Here is a 21,747-nt window from a genome sequence, read left to right as displayed (position 1 = left end):
GGCCACCGCGGACCACACCGGGGTTTCCCCGCCCCCCCCGGCCGGGGACACCCCTGCGCGCGGGCTACTCCACCGTCCAGGTGTCGCCGCCGGCCAGCAGCGCCGCCAGGTCGCCGGGGCCGCTGCGCTCGGCGGCGGTCTCCAGCTGGGCGGCCATCAACTCGTCGTACACCGGCCGCTCGACGCTGCGCAGCACGCCGATCGGGGTGTGGTGCAGGGTGTCGGCGTCGGCGATCCGGGAGAGCGCGAAGGCGGCGGCCGGTCCGGCCGCGTGCGCGTCGTGCAGCAGGACGTCCGCCTCGTTCCCCGGGGTCACCGCGGCGGTGTACAGCTCACCGGTGCCCGCGGAGCGGAAGACGCCCTGGGAGCCGTCGGCGCCGAAGCGGATCGGCTCGCCGTGCACCAGGCGGATCAGCGCCTCGTCGCGGGTGCCGGGCTCCTTCAGGAGTTCGAAGGCACCGTCGTTGAAGATGTTGCAGTTCTGGTAGATCTCCACCAGGGCCGTGCCGCGGTGCTCGGCCGCCGCCCGCAGCACGGACTGCAGGTGCTGGCGGTCGGAGTCGATGGTGCGGGCGACGAAGGTGGCCTCCGCCCCGATCGCCAGCGACAGCGGGTTGAACGGGGCGTCCAGCGAACCCATCGGGGTGGACTTGGTGATCTTGCCGAGCTCGCTGGTCGGCGAGTACTGGCCCTTGGTGAGTCCGTAGATGCGGTTGTTGAACAGCAGGATCTTCAGGTTCACATTGCGCCGCAGGGCGTGGATCAGGTGGTTGCCGCCGATCGACAGGGCGTCGCCGTCGCCGGTCACCACCCACACCGAGAGGTCCTGGCGCGAGGAGGCCAGCCCGGTGGCGATGGCCGGCGCCCGTCCGTGGATCGAGTGCACGCCGTAGGTGTTCATGTAGTACGGGAAGCGCGAGGAACAGCCGATGCCGGAGACGAAGACGGTGTTCTCCCGCCGGATCCCCAGCTCGGGCATGAACGCCTGGACCGCGGCCAGGATCGCGTAGTCCCCGCACCCGGGGCACCAGCGCACCTCCTGGTCGGTCTTGAAGTCCTTGGCGCTCTGCACGGCCTCCGCCTTGGGCACCAGTCGAAGACTCTCCATCACTTCTCCTCCAGGTTGCCGAGCGCCGCCCACAGCACGTCCGCCAACTGGGCCGCCTTGAAGGGCAGTCCGCGCACCTGGTTGTAGGACTGCGCGTCCACCAGGTACCTGGCGCGCAGCAGCAGCGCCAACTGCCCGAGGTTCATCTCGGGGACGATGACCTTGTCGTAACCCTTCAGCACTGCACCGAGGTTGGCGGGGAAGGGGTTGAGGTTGCGCAGGTGCGCCTGGGCGACCTTGCCGCCGTCGGCGCGCACCCGGCGCACCGCGGCCGTGATCGGCCCGTACGTGGAGCCCCAGCCGAGGGCCAGCAGCCGTGCCCCGCCGTCGGGGTCGTCGACCTCCAGGTCCGGGACGGCGATGCCGTCCACCTTGGCCTGGCGGGTGCGGACCATGAAGTCGTGGTTGGCCGGGTCGTAGGAGATGTTCCCGGTGCCGTCCTGCTTCTCGATGCCGCCGATCCGGTGCTCCAGGCCGGGGGTGCCGGGCACGGCCCACGGGCGGGCGAGGGTCTTCGGGTCGCGCTGGTAGGGCCGGAAGGAGCCGTCCTCGCCGTTCGGGCCGGTGGCGAAGTCCGGTGCGATCAGCGGGAGTTCGTCGACCTCGGGGATGCGCCAGGGCTCCGAGCCGTTGGCCAGGTAGCCGTCGGAGAGCAGGAAGACCGGGGTGCGGTAGGTCACCGCGATCCGGGCCGCCTCCAGGGCCGCGTCGAAGCACTCGGCGGGGGTGGCGGGGGCGACGATCGGCACCGGCGCCTCGCCGTTGCGGCCGAACATCGCCTGCAGCAGGTCCGCCTGCTCGGTCTTGGTCGGCAGACCGGTGGAGGGCCCGCCGCGCTGGATGTCGACGACCAGCAGCGGCAGTTCGAGCGAGACGGCCAGGCCGATCGTCTCGCTCTTCAGCGCCACGCCGGGCCCGGAGGTGGTGGTGACACCCAGCGCCCCGCCGAAGGCCGCACCGAGGGCGGCGCCGATGCCGGCGATCTCGTCCTCGGCCTGGAACGTGCGGACGCCGAAGTTCTTGTGCTTGGACAGCTCGTGCAGGATGTCCGAGGCCGGGGTGATCGGGTACGAGCCCAGGTAGAGCGGCAGTCCGGAGCGTTCGGCGGCGGCGATCAGGCCGTAGGAGAGTGCCAGGTTGCCGGAGATGTTGCGGTAGCGGCCGACCGGGAGCCGGGCGGGCGGCACCTCGTAGGAGACCGCGAACGACTCGGTGGTCTCGCCGAAGTTCCAGCCGGCCCGGAAGGCGGCCACGTTGGCCTCGGCGATCTGCGGCTTCTTGGCGAACTTGCTGCGCAGGAAGGTCTCGGTGCCGCGGGTGGGCCGGTGGTACATCCAGGACAGCAGGCCCAGCGCGAACATGTTCTTCGCCCGCTCGGCGTCCTTGCGGGCCAGGCCGCTGTCCTTGAGCGCCTCCAGGGTGAGCGTGGTGAGCGGCACCTTGTGCAGGTGGTACGCCTCCAGCGAGCCGTCCCCAAGCGGGTCGGCGCCGTAGCCGACCTTGGCCAGCGCGCGCTTGGTGAACTCGTCGGTGTTGACGATGATCTCCGCGCCGCGCGGCAGGTCCGGGAGATTGGCCTTGAGGGCCGCCGGGTTCATCGCGACCAGGACGTTCGGCGCGTCACCGGGGGTGAGGATGTCGTGGTCGGCGAAGTGCAGCTGGAAGGAGGAGACACCGGGCAGGGTGCCGGCGGGGGCCCGGATCTCGGCGGGGAAGTTGGGCAGCGTGGAGAGGTCGTTGCCGAAGGACGCGGTCTCCGAGGTGAAGCGGTCACCGGTGAGCTGCATCCCGTCGCCGGAGTCCCCGGCGAACCGGATGATCACCCGGTCCAGCCTGCGGATCGGCTTGGCACGCCTCGGCTGCGGGCCTCCCGGGGCGGGCGGGCCACTGCGACCGTTGCCCTCGCCCGGGCCGTCCACTGCCTCTGACTGATCGACCTGACTGGTCACTGCCGCGGACCTCCTCGTGGGCACCAGCCGCGGGCGTGAGCCGTGTGCCCCGTCCGCCTGGTGCACCTCTCGCATCCTATGCGCGCGGGGTAGGTCGCGGACGGAACTCCCGCATGCCGCGGCCGGTGATCGCCGCACACCAAGTGCAACAACGTCCGCCAATCCGGCCATACCGGCCGGCCCGCTCCGGCGGCCGTCGAGCGGGCCTGTACCCGGACTCCGCGGCGCCTGTGCACGGGCTCCGGGCCGGCTCCGCGGCGGCCCGGAGCGTCCCGGGGCTACGAGTCCAAATAGGTGAGAACCGCCAGCACCCGGCGGTGGTCCTCGGGGCTCTGGGCCAGGCCCAGCTTGAGGAAGATGTTGCTGACGTGCTTCTCCACCGCGCCGTCCGAGACGACCAGCTGCTTGGCGATCGCGGTGTTGGTCCGGCCCTCGGCCATCAGCCCGAGCACCTCGCGCTCGCGCGGGGTCAGCCCCGCCAGGACGTCGCCCTTGCGGCTGCGGCTCAGCAGCTGCTGCACCACCTCGGGGTCCAGTGCGGTGCCCCCGCCGGCCACCCGGACCACCGCGTCCACGAACTCGCGCACCTCGGCGACCCGGTCCTTCAGCAGGTAGCCCACACCCCGGGTGGAGCCGGCCAGCAGCTCGGAGGCGTAGCGCTCCTCCACGTACTGCGACAGCACCAGGACGCCCAGTCCGGGGTACAGGCCGCGCAGGGTGACGCAGGCCCGGACGCCCTCGTCGGTGTGGGTGGGGGGCATCCGGACGTCGGCGACCACCACGTCCGGGAGCGTGCCGGCCGCCGCCAGCTCGTGGACGGTCTTCAGCAGGGCCTCGCCGTCGCCGACACCCGCGACGACCTCCAGGCCGCGGTCGGTGAGGAGTCTGGTCAGACCCTCCCGCAGGAGTACGGAGTCCTCGGCGATGACGACGCGAAGCATGGCGGCCTTCCGGCAGAGACGGGCTGACGGGTGCCAGTCTTCCCTATCGCCGGACGGCCGGGGCGGGGATTCCCGCCTGCCTCACATGGTGCGGATGGCGACCGCGTCGCAGAGCCCCTGGAGGGCCGCCTTGGCCGGGCAGTCCGGCAGCGGCTCCAGCAGGGCGCGGGCCTCCTCGGCGTGCCGCAGGGTCTCCCGGCGGGCGTGCTCCAGCGCCGGGTGGCGGCGCAGCAGGCGCAGCGCCTCGGCGTGCAGCTCGTCGTCGGCCAGGTCGAGGGTGAGCAGTTCGCGCAGCCGCAGGTCGGCCGGGTCGGCCTCGTCCGCCGGCATCTGCTGGAGCAGCAGGATCGGCAGGGTGGGGACGCCCTCGCGCAGGTCGGTGCCGGGGGTCTTGCCGGACTCGTGGCTGTCGCTGGCGATGTCCAGCACGTCGTCGGCGAGCTGGAAGGCGGTGCCCATGCGCTCGCCGTACTCGGTGAGGATGTCGACGATCCACTGCTCGGCGCCGGCCATCTGGGCACCGAGGCGGCCGGAGACGGCGATCAGCGAGCCGGTCTTGCCGGCGATCACGTCGAGGTAGTGGCGCAGCGGGTCGTCGTCGGCGCCGGGGCCCGCGGTCTCCAGGATCTGGCCGGTGACCAGCCGCTCGAAGGCGTCGGCCTGGAGGCGGACGGCGTCCGGGCCCAGGTCGGAGAGCACCTGGGAGGCGCGGGAGAAGAGGAAGTCGCCGGTGAGGATGGCGACCGAGTTGTCCCAGCGGGAGTTGGCGCTGGGGGCGCCGCGGCGCTTGGGGGCCTCGTCCATGACGTCGTCGTGGTAGAGGGTGGCGAGGTGGGTCAGCTCGACGACCACGGCGGCGGGGACGACCCCGGGCGCGTAGGGGTCGCCGAACTGGGCGGCGAGCATCACCAGCAGCGGGCGGAAGCGCTTGCCGCCGGCCTCGATGAGGTGGCTGGCCGTGACGGTGATGAACGGCACGTCGCTCTTGACGGCCTCCAGCAGCGCCGCCTCGACCGCGTCCATCCCGGCCTGGACGTCGCGGGTCAGATCGCGGTCCTGCACGCTGAGCCCAAAGGGTCCCACGACGGTCACGAAGACCACTCCTCTGCCCTGGTCGATCTGGCGGTCTGGTCCGTGTGCGCCGCCGCTGGCCTTACAGGCAGGGTATCCGGTCACGAGTGGATCACTGCACGGGCGTGCGGGTCCGGTCGTGATCGGGCCTGCTCCGCAGGTCGGGGCGGGTCCGGACACGGCACGTCCGGGCCGCGCGGACGAGGGCGCGACCCGGACGTACGAGGGGCCCGACGGCCCCGGGTGGTGCACGGCGGCGGCCCCGGCGGGCCTCGCCGGAGCCCGGCGGAACTCGGCGGAGCCCGGCGAGGCTCGGCGGGCCTCGCCGGAGCCCGGTGGAACTCGGCGGAACTCAGCGGACGAAGATCGAAGCCTTCGAGGCGAGGTCCAGGAAGTACTGCGGCAGCAGCCCCAGCCCCAGGGTGACCAGCACCCCGACGCCGATCGCGGTGGCCGTGAAGGCGCTCGGGACGGCGACGCTGGGGCCGCCGGGCTGCGGGTCGGAGAAGAACATCAGCACGATGACCCGGACGTAGAAGAACGCGGCCACCGCCGAGCTCAGCACACCGACGATCACCAGCGGGGTCGCCCCGCCGGCCGCCGCCGCCTGGAAGACCGCGAACTTGCCGGTGAAGCCGGAGGTCAGCGGGATCCCCGCGAAGGCCAGCAGGAACAGCGCGAACACCCCCGCGACCAGGGGCGAGCGCCGGCCGAGGCCGGCCCAGCTGGACAGGTGGGTCGCCTCGCCCTTGGAGTCGCGCACCAGGGTGACCACGGCGAAGGCGCCGAGCGTCGCGAAGGAGTACGCCAGTAGGTAGAACAGCACCGAGCCGAGGCCCTGCGGGTTGGTGGCGATGACACCGGTCAGGATGAAGCCGGCGTGCGCGATGGACGAGTAGGCGAGCAGCCGCTTCACATCCTGCTGGGTGACGGCCAGGACGGCGCCGACCACCATGGTCAGGATCGCCACGCCCCACATCACCGGCCGCCAGTCGAGCCGCAGGCCGGGGAAGGCGACGTAGAACAGCCGGAGCACCGCGCCGAACGCCGCGACCTTGGTGGCCGCCGCCATGAAGCCGGTGACCGGGGTCGGGGCGCCCTGGTAGACGTCCGGGGTCCAGGAGTGGAACGGCACCGCGCCGACCTTGAAGAGCAGGCCGACCGCGAGCATGGCCAGGCCGACCAGCAGCAGGGCGTCGTTCTGGGTGGTGGAGAGCAGCGCCGGGGTCGGCAGGGCGCGGCCGGAGATGGCGTCCGCGATGTCGCCGAGCCGGACGCTGCCCGCGTAGCCGTACAGCAGCGCGGTGCCGAAGAGGAAGAACGCCGAGGCGAAGGCGCCGAGCAGGAAGTACTTGACCGCCGCCTCCTGGGAGAGCAGCCGGCGGCGCCGGGCCAGCGCGCAGAGCAGGTAGAGCGGGAGGGAGAAGACCTCCAGCGCCACGAACATGGTCAGCAGGTCGTTGGCGGCGGGGAAGAGCAGCATGCCGCCGACCGCGAACAGGGTGAGCGGGAAGACCTCGGTGGTGGTGAAGCCCGCCCGGATCGCGGCGCGCTCGTGCTCGCCGCCGGGGGTGGCGGCGGCCTGGGCGGCGAAGGTGTCGGCGGGCAGCCCGCCGGCCTTCGGCTCCAGCCGCCGCTCGGCGTAGGTGAGTACCGCGACCATCGCGGCCAGCAGGATCACGCCCTGCAGGAAGAGCGCCGGGCCGTCGAGGGCGACCGCGCCCATGGCCAGCAGGTCGACCTTGCCCGGGTCGGAGCCGTGGCCCTGGGCGGCGAGCACCACGACGGCGGCGAACGCCCCGCCGAGGGCGAGCAGCGACAGCGTCACCTGCGCCCAGTGCCGGAACCGGCGGGGCAGGAAGGCCTCCAGCAGGATGCCGACGACGGCTGCGGCGAACACCACCAGCATCGGGGCGAGCTTGCCGTACTCGACGGTCGGGGCCGGGATGCTGGCGCTGTTGCCGCCCGCGGCGGCGAGCCATCCGGTGGTGCTCACTCGCGCTCACCTCCTGGGGTGGCGGCGACCGGGTGGGCCGGCGCCGGGTCGGTGCGGTGGACCTGCGAGAGGGTCCGGTCCACCGCCGGGTTGACGATGTCGGTGAGCGGCTTCGGGTAGACGCCGAGCAGGATCGTCAGCGCCACCAGCGGTGCGACCACGGCGAGTTCGCGGACCTTGAGGTCCTCCATGGTCCGCACGCCGTCCTTGACCGGGCCGGTCATGGTGCGCTGGTAGAGCAGCAGCGCGTACAGCGCGGCGAGGACGATGCCGAAGGTGGCCACGATGCCGAGCGCCGGGTAGCGGGTGAAGGTGCCGACCAGGACGAGGAACTCGCTGACGAACGGGGCGAGTCCGGGCAGTGACAGGGTGGCCAGGCCGCCGATCAGGAAGGTGCCGGCGAGCACCGGGGCGACCTTCTGCACGCCGCCGTAGTCGGCGATCAGGCGCGAGCCCCGACGGGAGATCAGGAAGCCCGCGACCAGCATCCACGCGGCGGTGGAGATGCCGTGGTTGACCATGTAGAGGGTGGCGCCGCTCTGCCCCTGGCTGGTCATCGCGAAGATGCCCATGATGATGAAGCCGAAGTGCGAGATCGATGCGTACGCGACCAGCCGCTTGATGTCCTTCTGCCCGACGGCCACCAGCGCGCCGTAGAGGATCCCGATCACCGAGAGCACCATGATCGTCGGGGCGAAGGTCTTGGAGGCGTCCGGGAAGAGCCCGAGGCAGAAGCGGAGCATCGCGAAGGTGCCGACCTTGTCGACCACGGCGGTGATCAGGACGGCGGTGCCCGCGGTGGACTCGCTCATCGCGTTCGGCAGCCAGGTGTGCAGCGGCCAGAGCGGGGCCTTCACCGCGAAGGCGAAGAAGAAGCCCAGGAAGAGCGCGTTCTCGGCGGTGTCGCTGAGCTGCAGCCTGCCGTCGCGGACCGCGGTGGTCAGGGTCTGCAGGTCGAAGGTGCCGAAGCCCTGCTCCTGCGCGATGACGTACAGGCCGATCACCGCGGCCAGCATGACCAGCCCGCCGAGCAGGTTGTACAGCAGGAACTTCACGGCCGCGTACGAGCGCTGGCGCGCCGACTCGGGGCCGCCCGCCCGGTCCCCGAAGCCGCCGATGAGGAAGTACATCGGGATCAGCATGGCTTCGAAGAACACGTAGAAGACGAAGACGTCGGTGGCGTAGAAGGAGACCAGCACCATCGCCTCGACCGCCAGGATCAGGGCGAAGTAGCCCTGGGTGCGCCGGCGGCTCTCGAAGGTGCCCTCGGCGGCCGACGGCTCGGCGTCGTGCCAGGACGCCAGCATCACGATCGGCACCAGCACGGCGGTGAGCAGGGCCAGCACCGCGCCGATGCCGTCCACCCCGAGCGAGAAGGTGATCCCGAAGGAGCGGATCCAGCTGTAGGACTCGGCCAGCTGGTACTGCGCGGCGCCGGGGGCGGTGTCGAAGCGGGCGGTGACCACGGCGGCCAGGGCCAGGGTCGCCGCCGAGACGGCCAGGGCGACCAGCCTGGTGGTGCGCCGCCGGCCCTCGGTGGAGCCGGCGGGCAGGGCGGCGGTGAGCACCGCGCCGGCCGCCGGGACGGCGCAGGTGGCGGTCAGCAGGTAGCTCATGGCCGCACCTCCTCGGATGGCTTGCTCATCAGACGGACCTCATCAGGAGAGTCGTGGCGACCAGCACCAGCGTGCCGCCGAACATGGAGAGCGCGTACGTCCGGACGTAGCCGTTCTGGATGCGCCGCAGCCGGGCGGAGATCCCGCCGATGGTGGCGGCCAGACCGTTGACGAAGCCGTCCACCCCCTTGCTGTCGAAGTAGACCAGCGCCGCGGTGAGCGCCGAGCCGGGCCGGACCAGGACGGCGTGGTTGACGTCGTCCTGCAGCAGGTCGCGGCGGGCGGCCCGGGTGAGCGGGGAGCCGACCGGCGGCACCACCGGGACGGACGAGCGGCCGTACATCAGGTACGAGACGGCGACGCCGGCCGCCACGCAGGCGGTGGTGATCAGGGTGACGGTGATCGGCGTGAGCGGCGAGTGCCCGTGCTCGTAGCCGGTGACCGGCTCCAGCCAGCGCACGAAGGAGTCGTCCAGGACGAACAGGCCGCCCGCGAAGACCGAGCCGAAGGCCAGCACGATCATCGGGAGCGTCATGCTGGCGGGCGACTCGTGCGGGTGCGGGTCGTTGCCCTCGGCGTCCGGCTGCCAGCGCCTCTCGCCGAAGAAGGTCATGATCATCACCCGGGTCATGTAGAACGCGGTGACGGCCGCACCGACCAGGGCGCAGGCGCCGAGGATCCAGCCCTCGGTGCCGCCCTTGGCGAAGGCCGCCTCGATGATCTTGTCCTTGGAGAAGAAGCCGGACAGTCCCGGGAAGCCGATGATGGCGAGGTAGCCGAGGCCGAAGGTGACGAAGGTGACCGGCATGTACTTCCGCAGGCCGCCGTAGTGACGCATGTTCACCTCGTCGTTCATGCCGTGCATGACCGACCCGGCGCCGAGGAAGAGCCCGGCCTTGAAGAAGCCGTGGGTCACCAGGTGCATGATCGCGAAGGCGTAGCCGATCGGGCCGAGGCCGGCCGCGAGGATCATGTAGCCGATCTGCGACATGGTCGAGCCGGCCAGCGCCTTCTTGATGTCGTCCTTGGCACAACCGACGATCGCACCGAAGAGCAGGGTGACCGTACCGACCACGACGACCGCGAGCTGGGCGTCCGGCGCCAGGTTGAAGATCTCACCGGAGCGGGTGATCAGGTAGACGCCGGCGGTCACCATGGTCGCGGCGTGGATGAGCGCCGACACCGGGGTCGGGCCCTCCATGGCGTCCCCGAGCCAGGACTGCAGCGGCACCTGGGCGGACTTGCCGCAGGCCGCCAGCAGCAGCATCAGGCCGATCGCGGTCAGCTTGCCCTCGCTCGCCTGATCCGCCGAGCCGAGGACCGGCCCGAAGGCGAAGGAGCCGAACTCCACGAACATCAGCATGATCGCGATCGACAGGCCCAGGTCGCCGACGCGGTTGACGATGAACGCCTTCTTGGCGGCCGTCGCGGCACTCGGCTTGTGCTGCCAGAAGCCGATCAGCAGGTACGAGGCGAGGCCCACGCCCTCCCAACCGACGTACAGCAGCAGGTAGTTGTCCGCGATCACCAGCAGCAGCATGGCCGCCAGGAACAGGTTGAGGTACGCGAAGAAGCGGCGCCGGCGCTCGTCGTGCGCCATGTAGCCCATCGAGTACAGGTGGATCAGAGTGCCGACGCCGCTGATCAACAGGACGAAGGTGACGGACAGTTGGTCCAGCCGGAAGGCGACGTCGGCCTGGAAGCCGTTCACCGGGATCCAGCTGTACAGGTGCTGCGTGATCGTCCGGTCGTCGGCCGAGCGGCCCAGGAGGTCCGCGAACAGCGCGAGCCCGAAGCCGAAGGAGAGCGCCGCGAGCGCGGTGGCCAGCCAGTGGCCGAACCGGTCGAGCCGGCGCCCGCCGAGCAGCAGCAGGGCGGCGCCGGCCAGCGGGGCCGCCACGAGCAGCGGAATGAGAGAGTTCACCGGAGGTCCTCCGCCTACAGCTTCATCAGGTTGCTGTCGTCGACCGAAGCGGAGTGCCTGGTCCGGAAGATGGACACGATGATGGCGAGGCCGACCACGACCTCGGCCGCCGCGACCACCATGGTGAAGAACGCGATGATCTGGCCGTCCAGGTTGCCGTGCAGCCGGGAGAAGGTGACCAGGGCCAGGTTCGCGGCGTTGAGCATCAGCTCCACGCACATGAACAGCACGATCGCGTTGCGCCGGATCAGCACCCCGGAGGCGCCGATGGTGAACAACAGGGCGGAGAGATAGAGGTAGTTGACCGGATTCACTCCGCACCTTCCTCGTGGTTGGGTACGGGCTCCAGGGCCTTGCGGCCGGCCTCGCGCGGTCCCGCCACCGGCGGGCGCTCGGACGACGGGCGCCCCAGCCAGTCCGCGGTGGAGTTCTCCAGCTCGGCCATCCGCTGCAGCATCTCCTGGCTGACGTCGCGGATCTGGCCGCGCTCGCGCAGGGTCTCCATGACGGAGTCCTCGGCGACGGTGCCGTCCGGCAGCAGCGCGGGGATGTCCACCGCGTTGTGCCGCGCGTACACGCCCGGGGCGGGCAGCGGCGGCAGCTGGAGGTTGTCCTTGACCCGCTGGGCGGCCAGCTCGCGCTGGGTCTTCGGGGCCTTCACGTGCTCCCGGTGGGTCAGCACCATCGCGCCGATCGCCGCGGTGATCAGCAGCGCACCGGTGACCTCGAAGGCCCACACGTACTTGGTGAAGATCAGCCGGGCCAGGCCCTGGACGTTGCCGCCCGCGTTCGCCTCGGCGAGACCGGTGAAGGTGTCCAGCTTGGCGTTGGCGATGCCGGCGAGCAGCAGCACGCCGAAGCCCAGCCCGCAGAAGACCGCGGCGAACCGCTGGCCCTTCAACTGCTCCTTGAGCGAATCCGCGCTGGTGACACCGACCAGCATGACCACGAAGAGGAAGAGCATCATGATCGCGCCGGTGTAGACGACGATCTGCACCACCCCCAGGAACACCGCGCCCTGGGCCATGTAGCAGACCGCCAGCGCCAGCATCGTGACGGCCAGGCAGAGCGCACTGTGCACCGCCTTGCGCAGCAGCAGCATGCCGAGCGCACCGCCGACGGCGATCACCGCGAGCACCCAGAACTGGACGGCCTCCCCGATGGAGGTCGTCCCGGTGGCGGCGAGGTCGAGAGCCGTCACTGCTGCACCTCCTTCTCCCGGTCGGTCCGCTCCTGCTGCACGGTGCCCGGAGCCGCCCGGGTCACCTCGCCGCGGTAGTAGGCGCCCTCGTCGGCACCCGGGAAGATCGAGTGCGGGCTGTCGACCATCCCCTCGGAGAGGCCGACCAGCAGCTGCTCCTTGGTGAAGATCAGGTCCTTGCGGGAGGAGTCCGCCAGCTCGTACTCGTTCGTCATGGTGAGCGCGCGGGTCGGGCAGGCCTCGATGCACAGCCCGCACAGGATGCAGCGGGCGTAGTTGATCTGATAGACCGCGCCGTACCGCTCACCGGGCGAGTAGCGCTCGTCGTCCCGGTTGTCGGCGCCCTCCACGTAGATCGCGTCGGCCGGGCAGGCCCACGCGCACAGCTCGCAGCCGATGCACTTCTCCAGGCCGTCCGGGTGCCGGTTCAGCTGGTGGCGGCCGTGGAAGCGCGGAGCGGTGGGCTTCTTCTGCTCCGGGTACTGCTCGGTGAGCCGCTTCTTGAACATGGCCTTGAAGGTCACGCCGAAGCCGGCGGCCGGGCCGAGAATCGACGGCTTGTCCGTCTTGTCGGACGACATCTCGGTCAGCTCCCTTCGGATTGGTCGGCCCCGTTGAGGGCGTCCTGCAGTTGCTTCGGGGCCCGACTGCGCCGGCGCGGCACGGGCGGCAGCTCCTGGCCCGGCAGCGGCGGTACCGGATAGCCGCCGGCCATCGGGTCGAACGCGGCCTCCTGGCCGGCCTCCGCGAGCGCCGAGCGCTCCCGCGACCTGTCCCTGAAGACGTCCCGGACCAGCCCGATCAGCAGCAGCCCGCCGACCGGGGCACCGACGTACAGCACCACCTCGCCGAAGCCGTAGCCCTCGTTTCGCAGGGCCCGCACGCTCGCCACCATCACCAGCCAGGCCAGCGAGACCGGGATCAGCACCTTCCAGCCGAGCTTCATGAACTGGTCGTAGCGCAGTCGGGGCAGGGTGCCGCGCAGCCAGATGAAGAAGAACAGCAGCAGCTGGATCTTCAGGGTGATCCAGAGCATCGGCCACCAGCCGTGGTTGGCGCCCTCCCAGAAGGTGGAGACCGGCCACGGGGCCCGCCAGCCGCCCAGGAAGAGCGTCGCGGCGACCGCCGACACGGTGACCATGTTGATGTACTCGGCCAGCATGAACATCGCGAACTTCAGCGAGGAGTACTCGGTGTTGAAGCCGCCGACCAGCTCGCCCTCGGCCTCCGGGAGGTCGAACGGCGCCCGGTTGGTCTCCCCGACCATCGCGATGATGTAGACGATGAACGAGACCGGCAGCAGCACCGCGAACCAGGTCGGCTGCTGCGAGGCCACGATCTCCGAGGTCGACATCGAGCCCGAGTAGATGAACACCCCCGCGAAGGACAGGCCCATCGCGATCTCGTAGCTGACCATCTGGGCCGCCGAGCGCAGCCCGCCGAGCAGCGGGTACGTCGACCCGGACGCCCAGCCGGCCAGCACGATCCCGTAGATGCCGACCGAGGCCACCGCCAGGATGTACAGCAGGGCGATCGGCAGGTCGGTCAGCTGCAGCGGGGTGCGGGTGCCGAAGATCGACACCTCGTTGCCGGGCGGGCCGAACGGGATCACCGCGAAGGCCATGAAGGCCGGGATCGCGGCGACCACCGGGGCGAGGACGTAGACCGCCTTGTCGGCGTGCTTGACGACCAGGTCCTCCTTGAGCGCCAGCTTCACGCCGTCCGCGAGCGACTGCAGCAGGCCCCACGGCCCGTGCCGGTTGGGCCCGATGCGCAACTGCATCCAGGCCACCACCTTGCGCTCCCAGACGATCGCGATCAGCACGGTGCCGACCAGGAAGGCGAAGCAGAAGACCGCCTTGAGCAGCACCAGCCACCAGGGGTCGCGGCCGAAGTAGCCGAGGGTCTCGTACGCGGCGAGGGTCACTGCTGCTCCTCCTCGGCGGGAACGGCGGCCTCGGCCGCGATGGTGACCAGGTGGCCGACGGTGGTCCCGAGGGTGCGGACCGCACCGCCCGGGGTGGAGTTGAGCGGGACCCACACCGTGCGGTCCGGCATGTCCTTGGTGACCTCCAGCGGGAGGACGAGCGAGCCGGCCGGACCGGTCAGCCGCAGCGCGGGGGACCCGCTCGCACCGATCTCCTCGGCGGTGACCGGGGAGATCCGGGCGACCGCCGGGTGCCGGGTGCCGGCCAGGTGCGGATCGCCCTGCTGGAGCGAGCCGTTGTCCAGCAGCAGGCGCCAACCCGCCAGCACCGCCTGGCCGGTGGCCGGCCGGGGCAGCAGCGCGGGATGCGCGGCGGGGTCGGCCGGGCGGTCGCCGGTCCACGGGGTGAAGGCGTTCAGCTCGCTCCGGGCGGCCCGCACGTCCGGCAGGCCGAGCCGGTGGCCCAGCGCGTCGGCCAGCATGGTCAGCACCCGCAGCTCGGAGTGCAGGTGACGGCCCATCTGCTGGTCCGGCTTGAGCGCCGCCTCGAACAGCCGCACCCGGCCCTCCCAGTCGAGGAAGGTGCCGGCCTTCTCGGCGACCGCGGCGACCGGCAGCACCACGTCGGCGTGCGCGGTCACGGCGGACGGACGCAGCTCCAGCGAGACCACGAACGGCACGGCGGCCAGGGCCTCGTCGGCCAGCGCCGGATCCGGCAGGTCGTCCGGGTCGACGCCGCCGACCAGCAGGGCGTCGAGCTCCCCGTGCGCGGCGGCGGCCAGGATCCCGTCGGTGTCCCGGCCCGGGCGGGCCGGCAGTTCGGCCACGCCCCAGGCGGCGGCGGCCTCGGCCCGGGCGGCCGGGGAGGAGACCGGACGGCCGCCGGGCAGCAGGCCCGGCAGGGCGCCCGCCTCGACGGCGCCGCGCTCCCCCGCCCGGCGCGGGACCCAGGCGATCCGGGCACCGGTCGCGTGCGCGAGCCGCAGCGCGGCGGTCAGCGCACCCGGTGCCGCGGCCAGCCGCTCGCCGGCCAGGATCACGGCGCCGGGGGCGCGCAGCAGTTCGGCGGCGCGGCCGGCGTCGTCGCCGAGCGCCTCGTCAGCGGCCAGCGCGCCCAGCCACTCCGCCTCGGTGCCCGGCGCGGCCGGCAGCAGCGCACCGCGCAGCTTGGCCAGGCCCCGGGAGGCGTGCGCGGCGACCGAGAAGACCCGCAGGCCCGCGGCCCGGTTGGCCTTGCGCAGCCGCAGGAAGACGATCGGCGCCTCCTCCTCGGGCTCCAGGCCCGCCAGCAGGACGGCCGGCGCGGCCTCCAGATCGGCGTAGCCCACCCCCTCGCCGTCCAGGTCGACGCCCCGGCCGGCGACCGCCGCGGCCAGGAAGTCGGCCTCCTCGCCGCTGTGCGCGCGGGCCCGGAAGTCCACGTCGTTGGTGCCGAGCACGGTCCGGGCGAACTTGCCGTAGCCGTACGCGTCCTCGACCGTGACCCGGCCGCCGGTGAGCACCCCGGTGCGCGCCCCGCGCAGCCCCTCGGCGGCCCGGGCGAGCGCCTCCGGCCAGGAGGCGGGGGCGAGTTCACCGTCCGCGCCGCGGACCAGCGGGGTGGTGAGGCGGTCGCGCTGCTGGGCGTACCGGAAGGCGAAGCGGCCCTTGTCGCAGTTCCACTCCTCGTTCACCTCCGGGTCCTCGCCGGCCAGCCGGCGCAGCACCTTGCCCCGCCGGTGGTCGGTGCGCTGGGCGCAGCCGGCCGAGCAGTGCTCGCAGACGCTCGGCGAGGAGACCAGGTCGAAGGGCCGGGAGCGGAAACGATAAGCCGCCGAGGTGAGCGCACCGACCGGGCAGATCTGGATGGTGTTGCCGGAGAAGTACGACTCGAAGTCGTCCCCCTCGCCGGTACCGACCTGCTGGAGCGCACCGCGCTCGACCAGGTCGATGAACGGGTCCCCGGCGATCTGCTGGGAGAAGCGGGTGCAGCGGGCGCAGAGCACGCAGCGCTCCCGGTCCAGCAGCACCTGGCTGCTGATCGGCACCGGCTTCTCGTAGGTGCGCTTCATCCCCTCGAAGCGGGAGTCGGTGTCCCCGGTGGACATCGCCTGGTTCTGCAGCGGGCACTCGCCGCCCTTGTCGCAGACCGGGCAGTCCAGCGGGTGGTTGATCAGCAGCAGTTCCATGACCCCGCGCTGCGCCTTCTCGGCGACCGGCGAGCTGAGCTGGGTGCGGACCACCATGCCCTCGGCGACCGGGATGGTGCAGGACGCGACGGGCTTGCGCTGGCCCTCGATCTCGACGATGCACTGGCGGCAGGCGCCGACCGGGTCGAGCAGCGGGTGGTCGCAGAAGCGCGGGATCTGGGTGCCGATCTGCTCGGCGGCCCGGATCACCAACGTCCCCTTGGGGACCTGCACTTCGACGCCGTCGATGGTGAGCGTGACCAGTTCGACCGCGGCCTTGGAGGTGGATGGCTCTGTGATCGTCACGCGTGCACCTCCCTTTCGGTGGCGGACTGGTGGCCGGGGCGGGGGCCGTCGGCCCAGACGGTGGAGGCGGCCGGGTCGAACGGGCAGCGGCGCTCGTCGAGGTGCTGCTCGTACTCGGCCCGGAAGTACTGCAGCGAGGAGACGATGGGGCTGGCCGCACCGTCGCCGAGCGCGCAGAAGGACTTGCCGTTGATGTTGTCGGCGATGTCGAGCAGCTTCTCCAGGTCGCCCTGGACGCCCTGCCCGGCCTCGATCCGCTTCAGCAACTGGACGAGCCAGTAGGTGCCCTCGCGGCAGGGCGTGCACTTGCCGCAGGACTCGTGGGCGTAGAACTCCGTCCAGCGGGTCACCGCGCGCACCACGCAGGTGGTCTCGTCGAAGACCTGCAGCGCCTTGGTGCCGAGCATCGAGCCGGCCGCGCCGACGCCCTCGTAGTCGAGCGGGACGTCGAGGTGCTCGTCGGTGAACATCGGGGTGGAGGAGCCGCCCGGGGTCCAGAACTTCAGCCGGTGGCCCGCCCGGATGCCGCCGGTGACGTCCAGCAGCTGGCGCAGCGTGATGCCGAGCGGCGCCTCGTACTGGCCGGGGTTGGTGACGTGCCCGGAGAGCGAGTAGAGCGTGAAGCCCGGGGACTTCTCGGTGCCCAGGCCTTTGAACCACTCCTTGCCCCGGGCCAGGATCGGCGGCACCGAGGCGATCGACTCGACGTTGTTGACCACCGTCGGGCAGGCGTACAGGCCGGCGATCGCCGGGAACGGCGGGCGCAGCCGGGGCTGGCCGCGGCGGCCCTCCAGCGAGTCCAGCAGGGCCGTCTCCTCGCCGCAGATGTACGCGCCGGCGCCGGCGTGGACCGTGATGTCGAGGTCGATGCCGGAGCCGAGCACGTCCTTGCCGAGGAACCCGGCCCGGTACGCCTCCGCGACCGCCGCCTGCAGCCGGCGCAGCACCGGGACGACCTCGCCGCGCAGGTAGATGAAGGCGTGGTCGCAGCGGATCGCGTACGAGGCGATGATCATGCCCTCGATCAGCGAGTGCGGGTTGGCGAAGAGCAGCGGGATGTCCTTGCAGGTGCCCGGCTCGGACTCGTCCGCGTTGACGACGAGGTAGTGCGGCTTGCCGTCGTTCTGCGGGATGAACTGCCACTTCATGCCGGTCGGGAAGCCGGCGCCGCCGCGGCCGCGCAGCCCGGAGTCCTTGACCAGGGCGATCACGTCGTCCGGGGGCATCGCGAGGGCCGCCTTGAGGCCCTCGTAGCCGCCGTGGCGGAGGTAGGTGGACAGGGTCCAGGGGCGGGAGTCGTCCCAGGAGGCGGAGAGCACGGGGGTGAGCAGCTTCTCGGCCGGCTCGGCGGAGGTCATCACGCTTCGGTCCCTTCGTGGCGCGGCGAGACGACCTTGGCCTCGCCGGTGCCGGGCAGTGCCTCGCCCTTCGCCAGCCGCAGCCCGGCCAGCGAGGGCGCGCCGCCGGCCCCGGACTCGTCGACGGCGCCGGGGCGCTCGTCGGGGAAGCCCGCCAGGATGCGGGCGGACTCCTTGAAGCTGCACAGCCGGGCGCCCCGGGTCGGGTGGACCTCCCGGCCCGCCCGCAGCTCGTCGACCAGCTGCTTGGCGCTGCCGGGGGTCTGGTTGTCGAAGAACTCCCAGTTGACCATCACCACGGGGGCGTAGTCGCAGGCCGCGTTGCACTCGATGTGCTCGATCGAGATCTCGCCGTCGCCGGTGGTCTCGTTGTTGCGGATGCCCAGGTGCTGCTGGAGCTCGTCGAAGATCTGGTCGCCGCCGAGCACCGCGCAGAGCGTGTTGGTGCAGACGCCGACGTGGTACTTCCCGGCCGGCCGGCGCCGGTACATCGTGTAGAAGGTCGCCACGGCGGTGACCTCGGCCGTGGTGAGGTCCAACTGCTCGGCGCAGAAGCGGATGCCGGTCGGGCTGACGAAGCCCTCCTCGGCCTGCACCAGGTGCAGCAGCGGCAGCAGCGCGGACCGGGCCACCGGGTAGCGGCCGATCAGCTCGCGGGCGTCCGCGGCCAGCCTGGTGTGCACCTCCTCGGGGTACGGCTTGGCCGGCAGCGCCGGCAGTCCGAGTTCGACGTTGCTCACCGGTCCACGCCTCCCATCACCGGGTCGATCCCGGCCACCGCGACGATCACGTCGGCCACCTGGCCGCCCTCGCACATCGCCGCCATCGTCTGCAGATTGGTGAACGACGGATCCCGGAAGTGGACCCGGTACGGCCGCGTCCCGCCGTCGCTGACCACGTGCACGCCCAACTCGCCCTTGGGCGACTCGACCGCCGTGTACGCCTGGCCGACCGGGACCCGGAAGCCCTCGGTGACCAGCTTGAAGTGGTGGATCAGGGCCTCCATCGAGGTGCCCATGATCTTCCGGATGTGGTCGAGGGAGTTGCCCATCCCGTCCGGGCCGACGGCCAGTTGGGCGGGCCAGGCGATCTTCTTGTCGGCCACCATCACCGGGCCCGGCCGCAGCCGGTCCAGGCACTGCTCGACGATCAGCAGCGACTGCTTCATCTCCTCCAGGCGGATCAGGAACCGCCCGAAGGAGTCCGCGGTGTCGGCCGTGGCCACCTCGAACTCGTAGTCCTCGTACCCGCAGTACGGGTCGGACTTGCGCAGGTCGTGCGGCAGGCCGGTGGCCCGCAGGATCGGGCCGGTCGCACCGAGCGCCAGGCAGCCGGCCAGGTCGAGGAAGCCGACGTCCACCAGGCGGGCCTTGAACACCGGGTTGCCGGTGGCCAGCTTGTCGTACTCGTGCATCCGGGAGCGCAGCAGCTTGACCGCCTCGCGGACCTGGTCGACCGCACCCGGCGGAAGGTCCTGCGCGAGGCCGCCCGGACGGACGTACGCGTGGTTCATCCGCAGGCCGGTGACCAGCTCGAAGACGTCCAGGATGATCTCGCGGTCGCGGAAGCCGTAGATCATCAGGGTGGTGGAGCCGATCTCCATGCCGCCCGTGGCCAGGCACACCAGGTGCGAGGCGATCCGGTTGAGCTCCATCATCATGACCCGGATGACCGTGGCGCGGTCCGGGATGTCGTCGGTGATCCCGAGGAGCTTCTCGACCGCCAGGCAGTAGGCCGTCTCGTTGAACAGCGGGGTCAGGTAGTCCATGCGGGTCACGAAGGTGGTGCCCTGGACCCAGCTGCGGAACTCCATGTTCTTCTCGATGCCGGTGTGCAGGTACCCGATGCCGCAGCGGGCCTCCGTCACCGTCTCGCCGTCGATCTCCAGGATCAGCCGCAGCACGCCGTGGGTGGACGGGTGCTGGGGGCCCATGTTGACGATGATCCGCTCGTCGTCGGCCCGGCCGACGGCCTCCACGACCTCGCCCCAGTCACCGCCCGTGACGGTGAACACCCGGCCCTCGGTGGTGTCCCGGGCGCCGGCCTCCTCGTACGGGTCGGCGGCGGGGTTGTGCTGGGGGTCGGTGGGGTTGTGCTCGGCACCGGCGTTGTGTCCGGCACCGGCGTTGTGTCCGGCGCTGTGTTCCGCGTGCGCGGAGTGCTGGGTGCTCATCAGCTGTACGACCTCCGCTGGTCGGGCGCCGGGATCTGGGCGCCCTTGTACTCGACGGGAATGCCGCCGAGCGGGTAGTCCTTGCGCTGCGGGTGCCCCAGCCAGTCGTCCGGCATCATGATCCGGGTGAGCGCCGGGTGGCCGTCGAAGACCAGGCCGAAGAAGTCGTAGACCTCGCGCTCGTGCCAGTCGTTGGTCGGGTACACGCTGACCACGGACGGGACCCGCGGATCGGCGTCCGGCGCGGTGACCTCCAGGCGGAGCAGGCGGCCGTGGGTGACCGAGCGCAGGTGGTAGACCGCGTGCAGCTCACGGCCCGTGTCGCCCGGGTAGTGCACGCCGCTCACGCCGAGGCAGAGCTCGAAGCGGAGCGCCGGGTCGTCGCGCAGCGTGCGGACCGCCCTCAGCAGGTGCTCGCGCTCGATGTGGAAGGTCAGCTCGCCGCGGTCCACGACGGTCTTTTCGATCACCTCGGCCGGATCCAGGCCCTGTTCCTCCAGCGCACCCTCGAACTCGTCGGCGATCTCGTCGAAGACCCCGCCGTACGGGCGCTCCGAGGCACCCGGCAGCACGATCGGCGCAGCCAGGCCGCCGAAGCCGGAGGTGTCACCACTGCCCTGGGCCCCGAACATGCCCTGGCGACGGCCCACCACCTCGATCGGGATCTCCCGGCGGGCTACGGGGACCTGCTCGGGGGCGGGGGTGGGGGTGGGCGCGGGGGCCTTTCCGGGAGCCGGGGTGGTGGGCTGCGCGGGGGCGGGCGTGGCGGACTGCGCGGGCGCCTTCCCGGGAGCCTGGGTGGTGGGCTCGAGGGCGGCGGCGGGCCGGTCGCCCGGGGTCTCGGCGGCGTTGGGGGTGCTGCTGCCCTGCTGGTCGCGGTCGCTCATCGCAGCAGCCCCCGCATCTCGCTGATCGGGGTGGCCTGCAGGGCGATTTCCTCGTCCCGCTCCTCGGCGCGGCGCCGGTTCACGCCCAGCGGCTCGTGCTGGATCTTCTCGTGCAGCTTCAGGATCGCGTCCAGCAGCATCTCCGGGCGGGGCGGACAGCCCGGCAGGTAGATGTCCACCGGCACGATGTGGTCGACACCCTGGACGATCGCGTAGTTGTTGAACATCCCGCCGGAGGAGGCGCAGACCCCCATCGAGATGACCCACTTCGGGTTCGCCATCTGGTCGTACACCTGGCGGAGGACCGGGGCCATCTTCTGGCTCACCCGACCCGCCACGATCATCAGATCGGCCTGCCGGGGCGAACCGCGGAAGACCTCCATGCCGAACCGGGCCAGGTCGTAACGACCGGCACCGGTGGTCATCATCTCGATCGCACAGCAGGCCAGTCCGAAGGTGGCCGGGAAGAGCGACGCCTTGCGCACCCAGCCGGCGGCTGACTCCACAGTGGTGAGCAGAAAGCCGCTCGGCAGCTTCTCCTCGATTCCCATCAGTTCCCTCTCAGTGCCTTCAAGTCCTTTGGCTTGTCCGCCCGTTCACAAGGGCGGCGGTGAGCCCTGCGGCGAATCCAGCGGCCGGCCTCCGGGGCGGCCTTGCGATCAGTCCCACTCCAGACCGCCGCGCCGCCAGACGTAGGCGTACGCGACGAAGACCGTGGCGATGAACAGGAGCATCTCGACCAGCCCGAAGATCCCCAGGGCGTCGAAGGTGACCGCCCACGGGTAGAGGAAGACGATCTCGATGTCGAAGACGATGAAGAGCATCGCCGTCAGGTAGTACTTGATCGGGAACCGACCGCCGCCCACAGGCTGCGGGGTCGGCTCGATGCCGCACTCGTACGCCTCCAACTTGGCCCGGTTGTACCGCTTGGGCCCGGTCAGTGAGGCCATCACGACGGAGCCGACCGCGAACGCCGCCGCGATGGCACCGAGTACGAGGATCGGCGCGTAGGCATTCATAAGCCCCCGCTCCCTCCGTCCAGTCGTCCTTGACTGCAGATCGGAACCGACGGGTCACGCTGTGGTGGACCCGCGTTCCAGTTCCCGAGATCCACCCCATGTG

Annotated in this window: 18 protein-coding genes; all 18 read right to left on the bottom strand. The window is 71.4% G+C overall.

Going from position 1 to position 21,747, the window contains the following annotated elements; genetic code table 11:
• Positions 1–64: 64 nt before the first annotated feature.
• The 18 genes from ACWGB8_RS02985 to ACWGB8_RS02900 all read right to left on the bottom strand — a co-directional run bounded on the left by ACWGB8_RS02985 (position 65) and on the right by ACWGB8_RS02900 (position 21,644).
• Positions 65–1,108, bottom strand: coding sequence for a 2-oxoacid:ferredoxin oxidoreductase subunit beta (locus ACWGB8_RS02985; protein ID WP_452209635.1), 1,044 nt, complete (start codon positions 1,106–1,108; stop codon positions 65–67).
• Complete coding sequence (locus tag ACWGB8_RS02980) at positions 1,108–3,057, bottom strand: 2-oxoacid:acceptor oxidoreductase subunit alpha (RefSeq protein WP_452209633.1); 1,950 nt, start codon at positions 3,055–3,057, stop codon at positions 1,108–1,110. The genes ACWGB8_RS02985 and ACWGB8_RS02980 overlap by 1 nt, the downstream gene beginning before the upstream one ends.
• 278 nt (positions 3,058–3,335) lie before the next feature.
• Positions 3,336–3,998 carry a LuxR C-terminal-related transcriptional regulator gene (locus tag ACWGB8_RS02975; RefSeq protein ID WP_452209631.1) on the bottom strand — a complete coding sequence of 221 codons (663 nt, stop codon included), beginning with the start codon at positions 3,996–3,998 and terminating at the stop codon, positions 3,336–3,338.
• A gap of 81 nt (positions 3,999–4,079) precedes the next feature.
• Complete coding sequence (locus ACWGB8_RS02970) at positions 4,080–5,090, bottom strand: polyprenyl synthetase family protein (RefSeq protein ID WP_452209629.1); 1,011 nt, start codon at positions 5,088–5,090, stop codon at positions 4,080–4,082.
• Positions 5,091–5,421: 331 nt separating this feature from the next.
• Positions 5,422–7,065, bottom strand: a complete 1,644-nt coding sequence (gene nuoN / locus ACWGB8_RS02965) for an NADH-quinone oxidoreductase subunit NuoN (RefSeq protein ID WP_452209627.1) — start codon at positions 7,063–7,065, stop codon at positions 5,422–5,424.
• On the bottom strand, positions 7,062–8,681 hold the full coding sequence (locus ACWGB8_RS02960; RefSeq protein ID WP_452209625.1) for an NADH-quinone oxidoreductase subunit M: 1,620 nt from the start codon (positions 8,679–8,681) through the stop codon (positions 7,062–7,064). The genes nuoN and ACWGB8_RS02960 overlap by 4 nt, the downstream gene beginning before the upstream one ends.
• A 28-nt stretch (positions 8,682–8,709) precedes the next feature.
• Complete coding sequence (gene nuoL / locus ACWGB8_RS02955) at positions 8,710–10,605, bottom strand: NADH-quinone oxidoreductase subunit L (protein ID WP_452209623.1); 1,896 nt, start codon at positions 10,603–10,605, stop codon at positions 8,710–8,712.
• A 14-nt stretch (positions 10,606–10,619) separates the two neighbouring features.
• Entirely contained in the window at positions 10,620–10,919 is a 300-nt protein-coding gene (gene nuoK / locus ACWGB8_RS02950) for an NADH-quinone oxidoreductase subunit NuoK (protein WP_238951209.1), read from the bottom strand.
• Entirely contained in the window at positions 10,916–11,806 is an 891-nt protein-coding gene (locus tag ACWGB8_RS02945; protein ID WP_452209620.1) for an NADH-quinone oxidoreductase subunit J, read from the bottom strand. The genes nuoK and ACWGB8_RS02945 overlap by 4 nt, the downstream gene beginning before the upstream one ends.
• Complete coding sequence (gene nuoI / locus ACWGB8_RS02940; protein ID WP_452209618.1) at positions 11,803–12,387, bottom strand: NADH-quinone oxidoreductase subunit NuoI; 585 nt, start codon at positions 12,385–12,387, stop codon at positions 11,803–11,805. Before nuoI ends, ACWGB8_RS02945 begins: the two co-directional genes overlap by 4 nt.
• A 5-nt stretch (positions 12,388–12,392) precedes the next feature.
• Positions 12,393–13,733, bottom strand: coding sequence for an NADH-quinone oxidoreductase subunit NuoH (gene nuoH, locus ACWGB8_RS02935; RefSeq protein ID WP_452209616.1), 1,341 nt, complete (start codon positions 13,731–13,733; stop codon positions 12,393–12,395).
• A complete protein-coding gene (locus tag ACWGB8_RS02930) occupies positions 13,730–16,207 on the bottom strand; it encodes an NADH-quinone oxidoreductase subunit G (protein WP_452209614.1) in 2,478 nt (825 codons plus the stop codon). Before ACWGB8_RS02930 ends, nuoH begins: the two co-directional genes overlap by 4 nt.
• The gene (nuoF, locus tag ACWGB8_RS02925; protein ID WP_452209612.1) at positions 16,204–17,565 is read right to left on the bottom strand and encodes an NADH-quinone oxidoreductase subunit NuoF; all 1,362 of its coding nucleotides are present in this window, start codon (positions 17,563–17,565) and stop codon (positions 16,204–16,206) included. Before nuoF ends, ACWGB8_RS02930 begins: the two co-directional genes overlap by 4 nt.
• The gene (gene nuoE, locus ACWGB8_RS02920) at positions 17,565–18,284 is read right to left on the bottom strand and encodes an NADH-quinone oxidoreductase subunit NuoE (RefSeq protein ID WP_452209750.1); all 720 of its coding nucleotides are present in this window, start codon (positions 18,282–18,284) and stop codon (positions 17,565–17,567) included. The genes nuoF and nuoE overlap by 1 nt, the downstream gene beginning before the upstream one ends.
• A gap of 17 nt (positions 18,285–18,301) precedes the next feature.
• The gene (locus tag ACWGB8_RS02915) at positions 18,302–19,738 is read right to left on the bottom strand and encodes an NADH-quinone oxidoreductase subunit D (RefSeq protein WP_452209610.1); all 1,437 of its coding nucleotides are present in this window, start codon (positions 19,736–19,738) and stop codon (positions 18,302–18,304) included.
• The gene (locus ACWGB8_RS02910) at positions 19,738–20,625 is read right to left on the bottom strand and encodes an NADH-quinone oxidoreductase subunit C (RefSeq protein WP_452209608.1); all 888 of its coding nucleotides are present in this window, start codon (positions 20,623–20,625) and stop codon (positions 19,738–19,740) included. Before ACWGB8_RS02910 ends, ACWGB8_RS02915 begins: the two co-directional genes overlap by 1 nt.
• Positions 20,622–21,176, bottom strand: a complete 555-nt coding sequence (locus ACWGB8_RS02905; RefSeq protein ID WP_452209606.1) for a NuoB/complex I 20 kDa subunit family protein — start codon at positions 21,174–21,176, stop codon at positions 20,622–20,624. The genes ACWGB8_RS02910 and ACWGB8_RS02905 overlap by 4 nt, the downstream gene beginning before the upstream one ends.
• A gap of 108 nt (positions 21,177–21,284) precedes the next feature.
• The gene (locus tag ACWGB8_RS02900) at positions 21,285–21,644 is read right to left on the bottom strand and encodes an NADH-quinone oxidoreductase subunit A (RefSeq protein ID WP_030060100.1); all 360 of its coding nucleotides are present in this window, start codon (positions 21,642–21,644) and stop codon (positions 21,285–21,287) included.
• Positions 21,645–21,747 lie beyond the last annotated feature (103 nt).

It is taken from the genome of Kitasatospora sp. NPDC054939, from assembly GCF_053610105.1.
This window is presented reverse-complemented; position numbering and strand designations above follow the sequence as displayed.